Source organism: Bacteroides caecicola, assembly GCF_023337095.1.
GTDB classification, from domain to species: domain Bacteria; phylum Bacteroidota; class Bacteroidia; order Bacteroidales; family Bacteroidaceae; genus Phocaeicola; species Phocaeicola gallinarum.
Window position 1 is genome coordinate 216,540 of record NZ_JAMBLM010000002.1, and the last position, 18,721, is coordinate 235,260.

13 protein-coding genes and 2 tRNA genes are annotated in these 18,721 nt (G+C 45.7%); 9 read left to right on the forward strand and 6 right to left on the reverse strand.

Features of this window, described 5'->3' with window-relative positions:
* Nucleotides 1-11: 11 nt before the first annotated feature.
* Together M3085_RS02625 and M3085_RS02630 are read right to left on the reverse strand one after the other, a co-directional pair.
* Nucleotides 12-1,922 (reverse strand): LptF/LptG family permease, encoded by a 1,911-nt coding sequence (locus M3085_RS02625; RefSeq protein WP_178257424.1) that lies wholly within the window; start codon nt 1,920-1,922, stop codon nt 12-14.
* 76 nt (nt 1,923-1,998) lie between these two features.
* The gene (locus tag M3085_RS02630) at nt 1,999-2,382 is read right to left on the reverse strand and encodes an START-like domain-containing protein (protein WP_178257425.1); all 384 of its coding nucleotides are present in this window, start codon (nt 2,380-2,382) and stop codon (nt 1,999-2,001) included.
* A gap of 447 nt (nt 2,383-2,829) precedes the next feature.
* Here M3085_RS02630 and M3085_RS02635 point away from each other — a divergent pair.
* The 3 genes from M3085_RS02635 (at nt 2,830) to M3085_RS02645 (ending at nt 4,048) form a co-directional block, all read left to right on the forward strand.
* A tRNA-Met gene (locus M3085_RS02635) sits at nt 2,830-2,903 on the forward strand.
* Between the two features lie 57 nt (nt 2,904-2,960).
* A tRNA-Met gene (locus M3085_RS02640) sits at nt 2,961-3,034 on the forward strand.
* 165 nt (nt 3,035-3,199) lie between these two features.
* A complete protein-coding gene (locus tag M3085_RS02645; protein ID WP_249052221.1) occupies nt 3,200-4,048 on the forward strand; it encodes a helix-turn-helix domain-containing protein in 849 nt (282 codons plus the stop codon).
* Nucleotides 4,049-4,340: 292 nt separating this feature from the next.
* Here the strand turns inward: M3085_RS02645 and M3085_RS02650 are convergent, their stop codons facing one another.
* Together M3085_RS02650 and M3085_RS02655 are read right to left on the reverse strand one after the other, a co-directional pair.
* Nucleotides 4,341-4,736 (reverse strand): hypothetical protein, encoded by a 396-nt coding sequence (locus M3085_RS02650; protein ID WP_178256764.1) that lies wholly within the window; start codon nt 4,734-4,736, stop codon nt 4,341-4,343.
* 383 nt (nt 4,737-5,119) lie between these two features.
* The gene (locus M3085_RS02655) at nt 5,120-5,695 is read right to left on the reverse strand and encodes a DUF308 domain-containing protein (RefSeq protein ID WP_204500110.1); all 576 of its coding nucleotides are present in this window, start codon (nt 5,693-5,695) and stop codon (nt 5,120-5,122) included.
* A 460-nt stretch (nt 5,696-6,155) separates the two neighbouring features.
* On the opposite strand from M3085_RS02655, the gene M3085_RS02660 reads away from it, so the two are divergent.
* From M3085_RS02660 to ccsA, 4 genes are all read left to right on the forward strand, one after another.
* Complete coding sequence (locus tag M3085_RS02660; RefSeq protein WP_249052222.1) at nt 6,156-7,514, forward strand: hypothetical protein; 1,359 nt, start codon at nt 6,156-6,158, stop codon at nt 7,512-7,514.
* 37 nt (nt 7,515-7,551) lie between these two features.
* Complete coding sequence (locus M3085_RS02665) at nt 7,552-8,820, forward strand: imelysin family protein (protein WP_249052223.1); 1,269 nt, start codon at nt 7,552-7,554, stop codon at nt 8,818-8,820.
* A gap of 77 nt (nt 8,821-8,897) precedes the next feature.
* Nucleotides 8,898-10,565, forward strand: coding sequence for a di-heme oxidoredictase family protein (locus M3085_RS02670; RefSeq protein WP_178256767.1), 1,668 nt, complete (start codon nt 8,898-8,900; stop codon nt 10,563-10,565).
* A gap of 269 nt (nt 10,566-10,834) precedes the next feature.
* On the forward strand, nt 10,835-13,051 hold the full coding sequence (gene ccsA / locus M3085_RS13885; RefSeq protein ID WP_317239266.1) for a cytochrome c biogenesis protein CcsA: 2,217 nt from the start codon (nt 10,835-10,837) through the stop codon (nt 13,049-13,051).
* Between the two features lie 16 nt (nt 13,052-13,067).
* Here the strand turns inward: ccsA and M3085_RS02685 are convergent, their stop codons facing one another.
* Both M3085_RS02685 and M3085_RS02690 read right to left on the reverse strand, forming a co-directional pair.
* Complete coding sequence (locus tag M3085_RS02685; protein ID WP_249052224.1) at nt 13,068-13,688, reverse strand: LuxR C-terminal-related transcriptional regulator; 621 nt, start codon at nt 13,686-13,688, stop codon at nt 13,068-13,070.
* Entirely contained in the window at nt 13,672-15,567 is a 1,896-nt protein-coding gene (locus M3085_RS02690) for a tetratricopeptide repeat-containing sensor histidine kinase (protein ID WP_249052225.1), read from the reverse strand. The genes M3085_RS02685 and M3085_RS02690 overlap by 17 nt, the downstream gene beginning before the upstream one ends.
* A gap of 206 nt (nt 15,568-15,773) precedes the next feature.
* On the opposite strand from M3085_RS02690, the gene M3085_RS02695 reads away from it, so the two are divergent.
* Both M3085_RS02695 and M3085_RS02700 read left to right on the forward strand, forming a co-directional pair.
* A complete protein-coding gene (locus tag M3085_RS02695) occupies nt 15,774-17,657 on the forward strand; it encodes an Ig-like domain-containing protein (RefSeq protein WP_249052226.1) in 1,884 nt (627 codons plus the stop codon).
* A gap of 116 nt (nt 17,658-17,773) precedes the next feature.
* Nucleotides 17,774-18,592, forward strand: coding sequence for a putative phage abortive infection protein (locus M3085_RS02700; protein ID WP_191710378.1), 819 nt, complete (start codon nt 17,774-17,776; stop codon nt 18,590-18,592).
* Nucleotides 18,593-18,721 lie beyond the last annotated feature (129 nt).

An 18,721-nucleotide genomic window follows, 5' to 3' on the forward strand; every position in this document is an offset into this window, starting at 1 on the left:
CTTCTATTTTATTATTGTTGTTTATCATTATCATATATGTCTCTTATTCTGTTCTGTACATCGCGGCTGGTCTTCACGATAACTTTCAAGTCTTTATCCAGCCTTACACGATAACGCCAGATATTAAGCCATATCAGCAACCCGGCAGGAATAACCAAGCCACACAAAGCGTTCAGCCAGCGATTGTCGAACAAGCTCTTATGAGCTTTAACCGACAAGAACGGATAATTGTTCAAGTAATTCAGCAGAATGGTATCTTTCGTATTCGAAAGTTCTTCTACCAGCCCTTCCATCTGCTGACTTATCCCGGCAATAACATCGTCGTGTTCGTTATTTGTAAATACACGGAAATAATTGGGCGGGCCTAACAGCTTGTGTGTCCGGGCATAATCCTCACACTCTCCGATAAGCGTATCAAGCAGAAGCACGTCGTTCGCATAATCAGGAGTATGGATAATAACTTCTTTCTTAAACAAATGACGCGACAAGCGAAGTCCCAACAGTTTACGGAAGAAGGCGGCATATACATCAATATTAAATACGACAGAATCTTTATTCGACTTGTAAGTAAGGAAAGCTCCCAAAGGTGCCAGCACAAGGGTACTCATCCATGTTCCCAACACCACATTCATCTCACCGCTCCGCCCTACACGAGTAGCTCCGGAGTCGATAATGTAATAAAGAACGAATATCAGGACAGATATTACAACCGGCATTCCCAATCCACCTTTACGGATAATTGCACCCAACGGAGCTCCGATAAAAAAGAAAATAATACATGCCAGCGAAAGCGTTATCTTTTTATGCCAATCAGATTTATGACGAAGAATATTGTTGTCGGCATCACGAGTCATGAACGTTTTCATATTCCATTCAGACAATAAAGAAGAAATACGCCGTTCCGTATTGGTCAGCACCTTCAGCTTCTCGGCAGAAGGCAATGAATTAAACACACTGTCTGTATTAATCATTGTCAGCTTCGCTTTTTCCGCCTTAATAGAATCCACACGGTTCATCACAGGCTGCCTGTAAGTGGTTTGCATCATATCTTTGTGCATGGCGCGTCCCACACTGTCTACATACGTACTCAGCGAGTCGATAGCCTGTGAAATTTCACGCATGTTTTTGATGTCTGAACGCTGGTTCAGGAAATTTCCGTCTACCGTTTCAAAGTTCGTATCAAAATCAATCAGCGTATGCTTTTCGCGGAACGACTCACGGCGGTAAGGAACATTTCGGGAGATAACCGACTGCGAACGCAAGTTTTCAAACTGCTCGCCGTTATACAGATGCAGATAAAGGTGCTTTTTATCAGCAGTCAGCTCCAAGCTGCCTTCTTCACCCCAAATAATATGAGCGTTTTCAAATCCGTCCGAGAAGTTATATATCAAAATATCTTTCAGCATTCCCGTCTCACGGTCTTTATGCTTCACATAGATGTTATAACCTTCTATATCGCTGTAAAAAACCCCCTCCGGTATGTCAACTTCAGGAGAGGCCTGCTTGATAGAAACCAGCAGGGTCCATAAATCTTTCTGGGCCTTCGGACCTATAATATTTTGGAAGTAGAAAGAAACAACACCTAAAAAGACACAAAACAACACGACAGGGCGCATGATGCGCAGCAAAGGAATACCCGCCGCTTTCATGGAAAGCAATTCGTAACGCTCTCCAAAATTACCAAACGTCATAAGTGCCGCCAGCAAAATAGCCAACGGCAGAGACAGCGGAATCAATGTCAGTGCCGAGAGGAAAAAGAACTGAGCAAGTACGTCCATCTCCAACCCTTTTCCTACCAGCTCGTCTACATATCTCCACAAAAACTGCATCATGAAGATAAACAAACAGATAAAAAAAGTCCCGGCAAAGAGCAATAAGAAACTCTTTAAGACAAATATATCAAGTTTTTTTATGCGTAGCATTCTTTTGTTTAATTATCAGAATGCAAAAGTAGCACAAAAAACGGAGAGGAAAGGCATATTTTGTATATTTTTAGAGTTATAAACCAAACACGCGACGTAACATCTCGATTTGCGAATCCCACAAATTACGCACATCTTCCTCTTCATCTGCCTCTGCAAAATCTGTCACTTCCAGCAAGTGGTCGGTAGTCAGTTCGTTATAATACATTTTTAATTCAAAATAAGTCCGGGGCTCATCATCCATCCAGTGGAAACGGATAAACGACTCATAACGCATATTGATAATTTCAGCATTGCGAACCTCACTTTTTCCCCATCGGAACGTATATATTTTCCCGCTTTTAGAAACTTCGTCGGCGAACCAACGCTGTAATCCGGCAGGAGTACTGATAGCCGACCATATAATTGTTCCCGAAGAAGGATTTAACGGATATTCGATTCGTATCTTACGTTTCATAATTGTTTTCCATTTGCATTATTAAGTAACGGCGGCAAATTAAAAGATTTTTTCGCTTACTCACTATATAAAAAACTTTTTTTTTGCGTTGTTGCCTTTTTTTTCATACTTCTGCCTGCCAAGAGCCTGCTTTAATGCCCCGATAAGGTAATCTCCATTCCACAAGCAAATCAGTCTTCTCGTATAAAATTGTGAATTATATTCACAACGGACATAAACCGGGTCCGGTTTTGTCATCCAAACAATATCCGTATCGCCCTGCCTTTCTTTTTCAGAAGACTGTTTTCCAAACGTGTTTCAAAGAAACATTTTCACACTTGCCTTACCGGTTTATCGGCTTAAATCAGCCACGCCGTCAAGCAAAACTTAAAAAACTTTGCAAAAAAGCAACGAGGGTGTTGCGTAATTCAAAAAGTTGACTTACCTTTGCACCCGCAATCGTGAAACGATGGCGGGATAGCTCAGCTGGTTAGAGCGCATGATTCATAATCATGAGGTCACCGGTTCAATCCCGGTTCCCGCTACTAAGAAACGATTTTTGCCGTTGGGTGGCTTCCACGCCCGGCGGTTTTTAAAACGATGGCGGGATAGCTCAGCTGGTTAGAGCGCATGATTCATAATCATGAGGTCACCGGTTCAATCCCGGTTCCCGCTACTGAATAAAAACTCACACTACGAAGAAAAAGACATTTAAGAGATATTCTCTTGAATGTCTTTTTTTTCTATCCGCCCCTACCGCCAGCGAAGAAAAATCCGCAAGATTTGGGAATATACTACAAAGACATTATATTTGCTACCGAGAACTTTAGGAGATAAATAGATGAAAAAGCTAAAAAAACTCGACTTAATACCGAAAGAACAGAATATGACCGCAGGTATTGACCTGTGCGGCAATTTCAAACAACTTTTTAATGTTCCCAAACCTTCGCCGGGATGTATATTTCTGCTCTGTACGCGAGGAACATGCAACGTAACGATTTACCTGAACCAGTATGAACTGAAAGCCAATTCCATCGCTGTCATTTATCCGGAAGTATATTTTCAGATAACGGAACAAAGCGCAGATTGCCGTTTCTTCTTCGTAGGTTTCTCTAAAAATTTGGTCAGAAGCACGTATCTGTTTTCGCATACCATCAAGCATACGCCTTATATTTTCGAACGACCGGTATTGCACCTCGAACCTAAAGTTGCCGAAATATTCCGCGACTACATGAAACTGATGATTAAGTCGTTGCGCGTGGAGGATTTTATGAACGAAATACAGATTAATCTGACATACAGCCAGCTCATTCTTCTCTTGGGAAACATCTATCAGCGAGACATGCCCCAACTCGAACCGTCTCATTACAGCCGTAATCAGGAAATCGTGAAAGAACTGGTGCGCATCGTTATCCAATATTATAAGACGGAGCGAAACGTTTCGTTTTATGCCGAAAAGATGCACCTTTCTCCCCAACACCTGAGTACGACTATCAAGAAGATTACGGGAAAGACACTGACCGACATCATCTCGTCGTTCATCATCCGCGATGCGCAAGCCAAATTGCGCTCTACGGGCATGACCATCCAAGAGATAGCCTACTCGCTTAATTTCCCCGACATCTCTTTTTTCGGAAAATACTTCAAACGTTATACGGGCATGTCGCCCAAACAATACCGAAACTCTTAGAAACTGTTTTGAATTTATCGTGCGATGATTTGGGATGATTTTTTGAGGCATTTCCACTTGTGTGATAAGGAAGATAGCGGGCTATCTGACGAAGAACAGAAGTGGAAAAGACCGAAAAATCGCCCAAAGCGCACACGAAAACGGATACATCAAGTTAAGAAAAACTTTTTGTAGAAATTCAAAACAGTTTCTTAGGCTACTGCCGGAATGAACGCAGCCGAAGCATTCCCTTTTCTTTGTGTTGTGAGGAATACTCCGGCTGCGTTACCCGCTTTAACGTTTACATTTCTTGCTATTCCGATATCCCTTTCATGGACTCGGCATCCCGCTTCCTTCTGATATGACCGCAAACTGTCAATCCCGCTCCGAGCAGACAAAATACCGTGACACCGATAAACACCTTCCCGCTGCAATGCGTTATCAGTGCGAAAAATCCCCACAACAGAAGATAGACAGAGAAGTCAAACCAGATGTTGTCAATGACTTTCTTGACCTTTTCCAATTTCAACCGGCTTTTTTCGTCACCGGCTTCGGCTCTGCGATTCAAGAAGTACCATGACGTACCTGCCCAGTCCATTACCATCACCATCAGGGTCATAGCAATAATCAGCTCAACATATTCCATAAAGTAACACAGTAGGATTGCTGCTACCACATAAAACAACAATCTGATTTTAAGGAATTTCATAAGCAATATATTATAAATGGTTACTCCAATAATAAATACTATTTACCGATACGGCAATCATCAAAAACAGATTTTCTTTTTCATCAGCTGTGATGGTTGTCATAGAATCTATCGTCTTAATTTACTCATTAGAACCATGATTAAACAGACAAAATCAGAAAATAAAAAAAGTTTTTCATGAGCATTAAGAGTAAAGGGTTAACTATCTCTGTTTTCATTTTGTATTACAATACGATGTAAAGTTACAAAATATATTCAATCTTCTAATATGAAAGCAAATGTTTCTTAACAGTTTTTATATAAAAAACGTTTTAAAATCAGGTTATAGCGATCAGTTCGACCGCCTTCCGAATAAAATTTTCCATGCCCTCCCGCACAAGCTCTTACTCTTCTTTCGTTTCTTCGATGGGTGTAATGTCTTCTATCTGCCCGTTACGCTTACGGCGGAAACGAAGCAGACGAAACAGATCGGTCAGTGCGTAAACCACCGATGCGGCTCCTAATACGATAAACGGAACGGTAGCCGCCTGAAAGGGATTAAACAGCACCACGATGCCGGTAACAAGGATGGCGGAGGGCAACACATAGACCCCTGCCGGAACAGGAATGTAGGCACGCGCCGAAGCAAAGTTTACCAACTGGCTTATTCCTCCCAGTACCAGCAGTACACCCAATACATACATCAGGATGCCGATAAAGAACTCCGGCATTATCATCAGCCACAACCCGAACAGCGAACTGCCCAATGCGATGACGGGAAAAGCCTGTCGGATTCCGGCTTCCCTGCGCTTCCCGGCAGAAGCAAAATAAGAAAAAAGCCCCAGCAAACCCGGCAACAGGAACAATATCCCTACCGTTATTACCAAATAATTTACTGCCACATCCGGCCATACTATCAGCAATACACCGATAATCAAGGCGCAAAGACTGCTTATTACTGCATAGTTAAAAGGTTTCATAATTTTCTGTTTTTTTCGTTGTACGAATATAACAACTTCTACCGATATAAACAATCCGCCGAAAGACTTTGTTGCGGAAGAGCTGCATAAAACCTTTCCGTCCGCCACGGTTTGATGAACCAACGGCCTGCGGTTTATAACCCACCAAGCCGGGTCATACAACCCGCCATGCGGGGTTATACGACTCACCTTGCAGAGTTATATAACTCACCGTGGCGGGTTAAAAATCATTCGGGTTACGATTGAGAATCCTGCCGCAAACAGCATCAAAAACATCATACAAAAAGAATCAAAATCAGACATCAAACACCCGTCTGCCGCCTTTCGATATGTAATATATGCCCATAAAAATACCTACAATTAGGTATTTAACATTCTTTTTTACCTACAAATAGGTATTGTCCGATTTTTTAACCTCTCCTACCTTTGCAGCATAATAAAAACTAAAAAACTATAAGAAATGAAAGGAAAAGCCTTACTATTCTCACTGCTGTTCGCAGCGTTCGGCACTCACGGTTTTGCAACCAACCGTTACGAAACGACTTCCGACGACTCGAAAGACCAAAAGGAGGTGAATGAAAAGAAACGTTCTCGTTTCACCGTAGGCGGTTACGGCGAAGCGGTATATTCGCGCAATTTTTACAGCGATAATTACATGCGCTATTTAGATGAGAGCAAGGTAAATGCTCACAGCAATGAAAAACACGGACGTTTCGACTTGCCGCATGTGGTTATTTTCCTCGGCTACGACTTCGGGAAAGGATGGTCGATGGGAAGCGAAATCGAGTTTGAGCATGGGGGAACCGAAAGCGCCATCGAAATAGAGGAGGAAGAAGGAGGCGAATACGAAAGCGAAATAGAACGCGGAGGGGAAGTTGCCCTCGAACAGTTCTGGATACAAAAATCATTTTGTCCGGAATTTAACATCCGGCTGGGTCACATCATCGTTCCCGTGGGCGGCACGAACATGCACCATACGCCTACCGAGTTTTTCGGCGTCTACCGTCCGGAAGGCGAAAATACCATCATGCCCTGTACGTGGCACGAAACGGGTTTAAGCATCTGGGGGCAGGCGGGCGACTGGCGATATGAAGCCATGATTCTGCCGGGCTTGGATTCTGACCGCTTCAGCCGTAAGAACTGGATACAAGGAGGCGCAGGAAGTCCTTACGAATTTAAAATCGGCAATGCGGTGGCTGGGGCTTTCCGTGTCGACAACTTCTCGGTGAAAGGTTTGCGCCTGTCTGTCAGCGGTTATATAGGCAATTCGTTCAGCAACTCTCTGCGCGGAGCCACGAGCGAGAGCAACAACAGCAGCAGCGGAAACAACCGCTATCAGGACGTGAAAGGCACGGTAGCAATCGGGGCTTTCGATTTTGCTTATAACGACCACAACTGGATTGTACGCGGGAACTTCGACTACGGTCACCTGTCGGATGCAGCCATGATATTCCGTTTCAACAGCGGCATGACCAGCACTTCGCCTTCGCCCAAGCAGGCAATCGGTTCGGATGCCATCGCTGCCGGAATAGAAGCGGGCTACAACATATTCTCACAGTTCGACAAGCTCCACGAGAAAGGTCACAAACTATACATCTTCGGCAGGTATGATTATTACGACTCTATGTATAAAACAGAAACAAACATACAGAAATACGAATGGTGCGGACGCCAGCGCATTGCCGCCGGACTGAACTATTATCCGATGAAGGAAATCGTGATAAAGGGCGAATACTCCATCGGGTTGATGAGGAGTTTCTATAAAAACGAGCCGTCGATTTCACTGGGTGTGGCATACGCCGGACTGTTTACACGCTAAAACCAACAATCAATAATCCTCTAAAAAGTATTACAAAATGAAAATGACTAAGTTTTTTAAGATGCCCCTTTATCTTACGATGGGTGCATTCATGGCGATGGGACTGTATGCATGTAGTGACGAGAATGATCCGGGAACCGGAGGCGGTGAAGGAGAGCTTTCAGAACAGGAACAGGCGTTGAAGAACATTGTAACCGATTTTGCCAACAATACAGCCGTACCCACGTATCGGGGAATGGCAGATGCCGCCATTGAGCTTCATAACGCTTGCTTGGCAATGAAGAATGCCGGAGCAGGAAACGTTACCACGGCGCAAGTGGAAACGGCAGGCGAAGCATGGAAAAAGGCACGCCGCTACTGGGAGTTGAGCGAAGCATGGCTGTTCGGTCCTGCGGGAGATTATAACATTGACCCGCATATCGACTCGTGGCCTTTGGACAAGACTTCGATGGACGCACTGTTGGCTAACGAAGAACAAATGTCGCAGATGGACGAAGACGGTACGTATGTAGGCAATAACTTGGGATTCGGCTTACAGGGATTCCATGCCATCGAATATTTGCTGTTCGAACTGCAAGGTACGGGAGCCGATGCCAAAAGCATTGCCCACAATGTAAACTACACCACCCAAGAGCTGCTTTACATGACCGGCGTTACCGGAGACTTGCGTAACCAATGCGTGCTGCTGGAAGCATGTTGGGCAGGAACGGAAAACGTTACGGCAGAAAAGCAGGCCATACTGGAAGACAACGAACTGGACAAAGGGGTTAATTACAGTCAGGTAATGATGAACGCCGGACAAGCCGGCAGCGAATACGTGAACTACTTGGAAGCGGTTCAGGATTTGATTTCGGCTGGTATTCAAAACATTGCCAACGAAGTGGGAAATATCAAGATAGGTAACCCCACCGGATTAGGAGACCCCGCAGGAGGTATGGAGGAAGACCCCGGTTACATCGAATCGCCGTACAGCTTAAATTCAATCACCGACTTCAAGGATAACATCATCAGTATCCAGAATGCGTATGAAGGTTTCCAGAGCAGCGAATCATACAATGCAGGCGAAACCGTTATTCAGCCGTCTACCTATACGCTGAGCGCATACATCAACTCCTTGGATGCCGACTTGGACGAAAGAGTGAAAAAGGCAATAGACGATGCTTATAATGCCATTTCGCAGATGAAAGAACCGTTTGCTTATTGGGCGGGCAGAGACGATGCCATCAATCAGGCGGCTGTCGACGCATGTAATACACTGAACGATATATTCTTCGAAGTCGACAATATCTTATCTGCAAACCATTGATTCATGCAGGAATCAGCTTTAAAGCGGACGTTTTGCCACGTCCGCTCATTGTTACATTTCAAAACTAACTTTACGGTATGAAAAAACATTACTATTTCTTAATGACAACCCTGTTATGTGGCAGTCTGGCTGCTTGCAGCGATGACGAGACGGGGACGGACAACCCGGCAGGAGGAGACTCTGAAACCGAATTGCCCGAATGGTATTACACCGGAGGCGAATTGGGTACTTCGACCGACGTTACTTCCGTAGCTTTCGAGCAACCTACACCCGCAGTCGATCAGGGTGGCTTTACAGCTTCTTTCAACCGAGGCGAGCAGTTGTTCGAAAAGCCTTTTATGGCAAATGTCGATGGCGTACGTCACGGGTTAGGACCGCTTTATATCCGCAGTTCCTGTATGCACTGCCATCCGGGATACGGACACGGAAAGAGCCAGCCTTCGGGTTCATTTAATACAAACGAAATAGGGAACGGATATCTGCTGGTGGTTTACAATCCCGAAACCAACGCATACGTATCTTGGCTGTCGGGGATGCCGCAAACCAAAGCCGTGGCTCCGTTTAAGGAACCGCTCGATGAGTCACAAATACAGATTACATGGCATGAGTATACTGACTCGTATGGAAACAAGTTTGACGACGGCGAGACTTACCAGCTCCGCTATCCGGAGGTTACCATCCCGAAAAGCGCCATTTATGTTGCCAACAAGGGATACGACGTGGGCAACTATGAAGTGCGTTTGGAGTCGACCATCGGTATTTATGGAACCGGATTGCTTGATGCCATTTCCGATGAAGATTTGAAAGCGGAATATACGAAACAGGAACAGGCAGGCGTAACGCTTAATCCGGCAATCTTTGCCAACGGCGAATGGGTGGGACAGTATGCCAATACCACACAGGGAGGCGACGGAACGAAATACCCGTACCGTTACACGTATGCACTGAGCCGAGGTCCGTTACAGGATGCTGCCGGAGCCAATGCGTTTTGGAACATTACGAACGTTACCCGCAGCGACCGGCGTTTCCATTATTTAGACGCTGCCGGAACGTATGCCGACTATTCTTCGAAAGACCCGGAAGTACAGGCGGGATTCCGGAATTACATCGAGAACATCGACCCTGACCATACGCACCCCGACTGGCATACGACCAACTCTGACGGCACATATAACGAAGAGGCAAACATCAAGGCTTATCTTAATTCGAAAGAGCTTGACATTGAAATTACCGACCAAGAATACATCGACCTGATGGTTTGGCACAGAGGACTTGCTGTTCCGGCGGCACGTAATGTAAACGATGAAACGGTTTTGAAGGGAAAAGAATTATTCGAACAAATCGGATGTACGTATTGCCATAAGCCGAGCTGGACTACCGGAGAGGATGAAATACGCGACCCGGCACGGTTCTTCGTTGGCGACAGGGCAAACGAACTTCCCCGGTATCCGCATCAGAAAATCTGGCCTTATACCGACATGGTTCAACATCGGCTGTTTATGGTGAACGACATCCGCACGGGATGGTGCCGGACTACTCCGCTGTGGGGACGCGGACTGCACCAGAAATGTACCGGGGCTGAATATGCCGACCGCTTGCATGACTGCCGCGCACGCACCACGCTTGAGGCTATTATGTGGCACGGAACGAATCCTCAAAGCGATGCGTATGAGACGACTCAGAATTTCCGCAAGCTGTCGAAGGAAGACCGCGATGCCATCATTAAATTCATTGATTCCATCTAAGGCGGAACGGAGGCGGATTGGCTTGAAAAACGCTACCGCTTGCGTTACGTAATTCTAACCGTTAAGTCCAACGGTTCTACCCATAGGACTCCCTTGTCCTACGGGTAGAATTTTGAGGAATATTCCGCCTCGTTTAAAACGCTATTACACAGAATATAAAGGTTAGCTCTTCTTCACAAGCACGGATTGCAAAGCCAAGTTTGAATCTTTTTCCGGATACTCAAGCGCGAGGCTGTGAATCCGTGCTTTATTTCCCAACCCATAAAGACATGAAACTACTGAAAATAGTCAGCTTCGGAGGTATCGGCATTCTGCTTGTCGTTCTTATTACCGCCACCATACTCGAAAAACTGTACGGCACATCGTTTTCTTCACGCTACATTTACCACTCTTACGGCTTTGTCGGCCTGTGGGGAATAGCGGCCGTTGCAGGCATTGCCTACACACTGAAACGCAAACTGTACCGTTTTCCCATAACCTTTTCGCTTCACTTGTCGCTGGCTCTTATCCTGACCGGTGCAATGGTTACGTTTTTATTCGGCAGGCAAGGCAATATTCATTTGCGCATAAATTCCCCTGCGCAACAGATGTTTTGTGACGAAAAAGGCGACAGTATTCCACTTCCCTTCCGAATAAAGCTGAACGGTTTCCGTATAGATTACTATCCCGGTACCCAAGCTCCGATGGACTACGTAAGCCAACTGACGGTGACCGACGGCAGCCTCGACGACAACGGAACGGTTTCGATGAACAACATCTACACTTACCGTCACTACCGTTTCTACCAGTCGGCATACGACCCTGATGGGAACGGAGTAACTCTTGCCGTATCGCACGACCCTTACGGGATAGGCATCACTTACGCAGGCTATGCTCTGCTTACCCTCAGTTTTTTATTGTTTTTCTTCGTACCCGACAGTGGATTCCGTAAACTGCTCCGCCATCCGTTGCTTCGGAAAGGAACGGTAACGGCAACGATAATCGTGCTCGGATGTCTCCCCGCGGTATCTGCCGAAACGAATCGCCCCAACGTATTGCCGCCAAACGTAGCCGATGCTTTCGGTAACCTGTATGTATATTACAACGACCGTATTTGCCCGCTCCAGACACTGGCACGCGACTTTACGATGAAACTGTATGGAAAAAGTGTTTATAAAGGGCTGACAGCCGAACAAGTGCTGACCGGATGGTTGTTTTATTATGACGACTGGAAAAACGAGCCGATAATCCGCATCAAAAGCAAAGATGTACAACAGCGGTTGGGAATAACCGGATATGCCCGACTTACCGACTTTATAGGCAAAGAAGGTTACAAACTGAAAGAAACGCGAAGAAGCAATGCACCTGCCCTCAGAGGAGCCAAAGAAGCCGACGAAAAATTCAACCTCATCAGCATGGCGGCAACGGGCAGTCTCTTTAAAATTTATCCTTACCGCCCGACCAACAACGGACCAATGACTTGGATTTCGATGGTAGACCAACAACCGCAGGGCATGACTCCCGACCAATGGCTTTTCATCAGGAAAAGCATCGGTCTGATAGCCGAACAAATCATCCGAAACAATAACAAGCAGGCCCTTTTCTTCATCGGGAAAATAAAAAAATACCAAGAGAAAGAAGCGGCAGACATATTGCCTTCGCCTCTAAAGTTCAAAGCTGAAAAACTATACAACATGCTCCGCCATACCCGTCCGGTTGCAATGGTTTGCCTCTCAATAGGTATTATTTCATTTATACTCTGCTGCCGCAGCATGAGCCGGCGCAAGCGCATAAATCCAATACTCCGAACGGTGCTGCTTGCTTTGCTGGGAGGCATCGGAGTGTACTTGCTGGCTGTAATCTGCCTACGGGGATACGTAAGCGGCCACCTTCCGCTGTCCAACGGATTCGAGACGATGCAATTCATGGCTGTCTGTGTTATTCTGCTGACTTTCATTTGCTGCCGACGCTTTGAGGCTGTCATAGCTTTCGGATACATGCTCGGCGGACTTGCGTTATTGGTTTCGATGCTCGGCGAAGCCAATCCGCCGATAACCCAACTGATGCCCGTACTGGCTTCTCCCCTGCTGAGCATCCATGTAGTAACCATCATGATAGCTTACTCTCTGCTTGCCTTTGCCATGATGAACGGAATTACCGCTCTCTTGCTTAGCCGCTCACATCATGACTGTACCGAACAGATAGCGCGTCTGGAAGTTATCAGTCGGTTATTACTCTATCCTGCAGTCTGCTGCCTTGCCCTCGGTATCTTTATCGGCGCGGTATGGGCAAACGTTTCGTGGGGACGCTACTGGGGATGGGACCCTAAAGAAGTCTGGGCACTTATCACTATGCTTATCTATGCCTCTGCACTTCATCCGGCATCGCTTCCGTTTTTCCGCCGTCCGATGTTCTTCCATTGGTTCTGTGTTATCGCTTTCGCAAGCGTACTGATTACTTATTTCGGCGTAAACTTTATCATGGGCGGAATGCACAGCTATGCGTAAAACGTGATATACGCCGTCAGAGCGACCAGCGTTTCCATTTAGCAATCAACTGAGCCACGTTCTTGGCATCAAATTTCTCCATCAAGTGCCTGCGATGTGTTTTCACCGTATTGGGACTTATGAAAAGAGAATCTGCTATCTCGGCTGTATTCATTCCCCGTGCAAGGCAATCCAACACCTCTTTTTCGCGCCGTGAGAAATCAGGAACAGCAAAAGGGCTCAACGACCGACACGGAGCCAATGCCGTGTCGAAATACCTTCTTCCCTCACGCAATGCGGCAATGGCAAGATGAAGTTCGTTTATATCCGAATTTTTGGAAACGGCTCCATCAATATCCCAATCCGACAACTTAGCCGCCACCCACGGTTCATCGTGCATGGTATAAACAAGGATGCTGCACCGGGGCGCATGATTTCGCAACCGAATAACCAATTTTCCCATATCGACATCCGGAAACTCCAAATCTGTAATATACAAATCGAACCGCCCGGCAAACGATGCTTCCAGCGATTTCTTATCCGATACGCCCACACATAAGGTATTCTCTTTTTGCGCTATCAGTCCTCTCAACCCTTCACACACGATAGGATGATCGTCGATAACCAAAACCCGATATGCCTCAATCCCGTTGTTCATTTTCATTCATGTTAAAAGTCAAAATACATCCATGTCCTCCCTCGCCTGTTTCGCCTTTTTCGAATGTTCCGTGAATGGCTTTCACCCGCTCGCCAACCGTACGGAGTCCGATACCGTCACCGCCCGCAGGTTTCGCCGTTCCGTTATCCGTTACCTCCAGCCGATAAGCTTCTCCGGCATTGCCGATTAAACGGATGTCGACCCGCGTTGCGCCGCCATGCCGTATGGAGTTCATGGCAAGTTCCTGCACGATGCGGTATAACTCGTAAGCCGTCTGCGGGGGAATGTTGCTGCCCGCATCCGCAGGGGAAGCGCGATACACCACCTTGCAACCCGTATCGTGAGTCACTACATCGGCATAGCGGGACAGTATATCATCGAAACTCATCCGTTCAAATTCGGGAGGCATCAGCTCGTGCGAAATGGCACGAACTTCTCCACGCAATCGCCCGATGGATTCCGACAATTCCGCAGCCGAAAGTCCGTCCGAAGCCGAAGCGACCCTGAGCTGCAAACCTAACAGTTCATTGGCTATGCCATCGTGTAGTTCGCAGGCAAAACGTTTACATTCCACCTCCAGCCCTTCGATATACCGTTGTGCCGACACCAGCTCTTTTTCCTGCTTCAATTCCTTCAGACGGCGTGCAGTTACTTTTTGTTTGTGGCGCATCATACCCAATACCCCTACCACTAAAAGCAGCAAGACCGATGCACCGATACCCATCTTCAAGGTTCGAGCCTCCGTTTCGAGTGCCTGCCTCCGCAGTGCCGATATTTCCAATTCGCGTTCTTGAGCGCGGTACTTCGCTTCAAACTGAGCCATCTGTTCTGCCAGATTCTTCACTACCAACGAGTCGGTCCACATCCGCGCACTATCCATATAAGCAAAAGCCTTTTCTTCCATACCGATTCCTTTGTAACACCGCGCCATCGCTTCGTACATCGTATGAAAATCTGTTCCTGCAGATTTAGCCCTCAACCAATGAAAATCGCGCAACGCATCGGCATATTGTTTCCTGTTCAGTTGAATCTTTGCCCGTGCCTGAATGAACCCCACCACCGGAATAGATGATTCGGGAAGCTCCGGAAGCAAACGGTTTCCGCATTCCAAATAGTAGTTGATGGAATCGTTTTCGCCTGTGTCTCTGAAATACTGAAACAGTCCGGGCATACATCTCATTTGCCATACGGGATTTCCTCCGTCGGCACAAGCCAGCTTCCACGCCTGACGGATAGACATTCCCGCCTCATCAGTTTTCCCCACTTCCGACTTGATACTCGCTCTTACCTGCCAAACGCCAAACGTTACATACCGGTCATCGGTTTTCAATACCTGTTCCAATGCCCGGTCTATACACGCTTCGGCATCGGCAAAACGCTTGATATTAAAATATAACACGCTAAGATTTTGGTTCAGATGGGCAAGCCATCCGGCATCGCCGTATTTCAATGCGGCATCGAGGGCTTTATTATAACAATAGAGTGCGGAATCTTGCATGTGCCTGCGGCGGTAAAGGATTCCCAAATCGTTATATACGCTGATGTGTTTTTCCAAATCGGTTACTTGAGAGAGGTAAGGAAGTACGCTTAGCTTCATGTCAAACCCTTTCTCATTTTCGCCACGGTAGATAAACAGTGTGGCTTGTTCGTTCAGCAGGATGGGGTAAACCGGAGACTGCTCTACGCCGGGCGTGGCAAACGCTTTATCGAAGAAATATTGTGCCGAGTCGTACATACTTTCTCCCATCAGTGCAGCGGCCTTGTCGTAAAGGCGCATCAGCAAAGTATCTGTAAGCACCTTTTCTGCCCTCATCATACATACCGGGAGACAAACGGTAAAGAACAGAAGCATCACGCATCGCAAATAAAGTAGATTCATCGTTGTGTTGTCATTAGTATTGTGTGTACAAATTTAATATAAATATTTTATTATGACGAAAAGTCGCCTCAAAAAGCTCAAAATAACGAGATAAACAAACACCGTGCACATAAATCATCCTTTAGGGTGACTAAAAAGAAGATTAGATTTCGTTTATTTGAGCAAATTAACACATAAATACATATTAATTTTAAACCCCCTAAAACATGAAAAACTTTTTACTGAAACTAATGTTCTTGGCAATCCCGCTTGGGATGATTGCATGTTCTGACTCGGAAGACGAACCGGAGACTCCTAACGTAGAAGTGACCAGCGTAACAGTCTCACCCGAATCTATTAATATGGTTATAGGAGATACCGAACGTCTTACGCTGACCATTTTACCTGAAAATGCAAGTGTGAAAAGCGGAACTTGGGCTTCGTCTGACGAAGCGGTGGCAACGGTTTCGCAAGACGGAACTGTAACCGCCGTAGCCGAAGGTACGGCTGTAATTACCGTAACGGCGGGAAGCAAAAGCGCTACGTGTAATGTAACTGTCACGGCGGAGCGCATCGAGATTGAAAGCATTGAGATTTCACCTGCCGAAGTTACGCTGACCCAAATCGGGGAAACTGCCCAACTCACCGTTAAAATCATGCCCGAAGATGCTACCTATACGGAAATGACATGGACTTCATCGGATGAAAGCATCGCCACAGTCACACAAGATGGATTGGTAACTGCCGTTGCCGAAGGTAACGCAACCCTAACCGTCTCAGTCGGAGAAATAAGCGCTACGTGCAGCGTAACCGTAGCGGATGAGAGCATCGAGGTAGAAAGCATTGAAATTTCGCCTGCTGAAGTTACGCTGACCCAAATCGGAGAAACTGCCCAACTCACCGCACAGGTCATGCCGGAAGATGCCACCTACACGGAGATTACATGGACTACTTCTGACGAAAGCATTGTCACGGTTACGGAAGAAGGGCTGCTAACTGCCGTTGCCGCAGGAAATGCGACAGTGACAGCCGCAATAGGAGAAGTCAGTGCCACTTGCGCCGTTACGGTCAGCATTTCCATAGCCGAGATAAACGGCAACGAGGCAACCGTCGACCTTACGGGAGCTACAAACGAACAGGTAATACAAGCCATAGCCGACGCTTCCGCCGCCGGAGTTACCCGCTTCACTTTCAACGGCGATTATGCTGCACTGGCTCTTGGCGAAAGCACGCCGTTCTCAGGCATCCCCGTTGAATTGCTCGACTTGAGCGGCGTAACGGGATGGCCTTTGGTCAACGGGCTGAAAGGAGTACCGGAAAAAGCTTTCTATGCAAACGACTCCCAAATACAGGAAATCATATTGTCGGAAGAAGTACAAGCCATAGGCAGCTACGCTTTCTATGAAAACACATTACTGACTAAAGTCACCGCTCCGGGAGTACAAACCGTTATCGAATACGCTTTCCAGAAATGTTCCGCATTAGAAATGGCAGATATGCCTCAACTAACCACCCTCGAACGTTGCGGATTCTACGGGACGGCACTGAAAGAGGTCAACTTCCAACTGCTTACATCCATTGGCAGCATGGCGTTTTACAACTGTACTTCGCTGACTACCGTAAGCCTCCCCGAACTGACGGCCGTGGGAGAAATTGCTCCTACCGATGCCGAGAAACGTACCAACACTGCCCAATTCTGTTCATGTACGGCACTGACATCCCTCTCGCTACCCAAAGCCACCATCATTGGCGACATGGCGTTTGATGGCTGTTCGGCACTAACGGAAATAGAATTGCCGGAGGTTACAGATGTAGGGCTTTCCGCATTCCGTTATTGCGATGCGCTAACAAGGGTTCGCCTGCCCAAAGCCACCCGGTTAGAACAATATGCCTTCGGAGACTGCCCGTCATTAGTTAAAGTGGAATTGGTAGCCCCCGCAAGCATCACTGTAAGCAACCATGCCTTCGGTCCGAGTAGCTCGCAAACGTTGAATATAGACCTTACCATCGCTCAAAGAAACAGCTATCAGGTAGGACGGGTGGAAGACATACACGGAGAAGTAACTTACTCATGGAGAAATTATAACTGGAAGAGTGTTTCTTATGAATGATTAGGTGAAATATAAACGATTCAGCCAAACTGATAAAGCAAGAGGTTGCTGAAAAACAACCTTTTGCTTTATGTTTGCGCTTTATATCAGCACAATAAATTTAAACTTTTACAAATATGATAATAACTAATATCCTTTGCATTGATTGGCTTATTTTTATTATTGGTTGGTTAATCCACTTTATTTGTTGCTCAACATGTCCTATTATTGATTGGTTAACTCTCTCAACTGATATATCAACCTGCCATGCTACTTGGGTAGGCAGCATTGCTACTTTGGCAGGCAGTATTGCTACTTGGGGTGCCGCTATTTGTGCTTTAATTTCAATATATTTAGCATACAAAGCTTTCAGAGGACAAGTCAATGCATCACGTAGGGCTTCATTCGATGCTACATTTACTCAAATATTTGCACAACACAATACACTTCGTGCAAGAGTTATAAGTCATAGTAATAGTTTTTGGTGTGAAAAAAATGTTTTTACAAGATGTAAAGAAGAATTTGCTCAAAAAGGCAATCAAACTGTTTTGGAGTTTTGGAAACATTTCAATGAAAAGGTTATTAAAAATGAAGTTTCCGTTGATTTCAAAAACTTTTTTAAATACATATACCATGAAGTAACCACTGTTACAGATCAAGAAAAAAAGGTTTTAGATAACTACACAAAAAAGAAATATATACAACTTATCCAAGCTCAAATGAATAACGATGAATTATTCTGTTATCTTATTAATCAGATAGCTCATTATGATGAGCACGCTACAAATGAAAAAGTAAAAAAATATGCCGACAAACTAAAAAAATATGATTTCTTTAAAGAATTATGTGAGAGTAAGAACTACTACAGAGGTTTAATATATAGAATGTATAAAGACACCAATGATTCCGAAACCATGTGTAAATTTATAAAAAAAGAAAATATCAAAGATATATAAAAGAAAAGGAACAATCTTGTCAAAGATAGTATCATGCACCCTTAAAAATTCATGCGGTAGAACACACAAATTCATCCCATAGACATAATGGGGTTACTTCATACAATCATGTAGGGGCGTATCGCATAC

Bases quoted from the DNA above. Each gene is read 5' to 3' on its own strand.
- M3085_RS02665 (WP_249052223.1), top strand. From the start codon at position 7,552: ATGAAAATGACTAAGTTTTTTAAGATGCCCCTTTATCTTACGATGGGT.
- M3085_RS02645 (WP_249052221.1), top strand. From the start codon at position 3,200: ATGAAAAAGCTAAAAAAACTCGACTTAATACCGAAAGAACAGAATATG.
- M3085_RS02690 (WP_249052225.1), bottom strand. From the start codon at position 15,567: ATGAATCTACTTTATTTGCGATGCGTGATGCTTCTGTTCTTTACCGTT.
- M3085_RS02685 (WP_249052224.1), bottom strand. From the start codon at position 13,688: ATGAACAACGGGATTGAGGCATATCGGGTTTTGGTTATCGACGATCAT.
- ccsA (WP_317239266.1), top strand. From the start codon at position 10,835: ATGAAACTACTGAAAATAGTCAGCTTCGGAGGTATCGGCATTCTGCTT.
- M3085_RS02650 (WP_178256764.1), bottom strand. From the start codon at position 4,736: ATGAAATTCCTTAAAATCAGATTGTTGTTTTATGTGGTAGCAGCAATC.
- M3085_RS02700 (WP_191710378.1), top strand. From the start codon at position 17,774: ATGATAATAACTAATATCCTTTGCATTGATTGGCTTATTTTTATTATT.
- M3085_RS02625 (WP_178257424.1), bottom strand. From the start codon at position 1,922: ATGCTACGCATAAAAAAACTTGATATATTTGTCTTAAAGAGTTTCTTA.
- M3085_RS02660 (WP_249052222.1), top strand. From the start codon at position 6,156: ATGAAAGGAAAAGCCTTACTATTCTCACTGCTGTTCGCAGCGTTCGGC.
- M3085_RS02695 (WP_249052226.1), top strand. From the start codon at position 15,774: ATGAAAAACTTTTTACTGAAACTAATGTTCTTGGCAATCCCGCTTGGG.
- M3085_RS02655 (WP_204500110.1), bottom strand. From the start codon at position 5,695: ATGAAACCTTTTAACTATGCAGTAATAAGCAGTCTTTGCGCCTTGATT.
- M3085_RS02670 (WP_178256767.1), top strand. From the start codon at position 8,898: ATGAAAAAACATTACTATTTCTTAATGACAACCCTGTTATGTGGCAGT.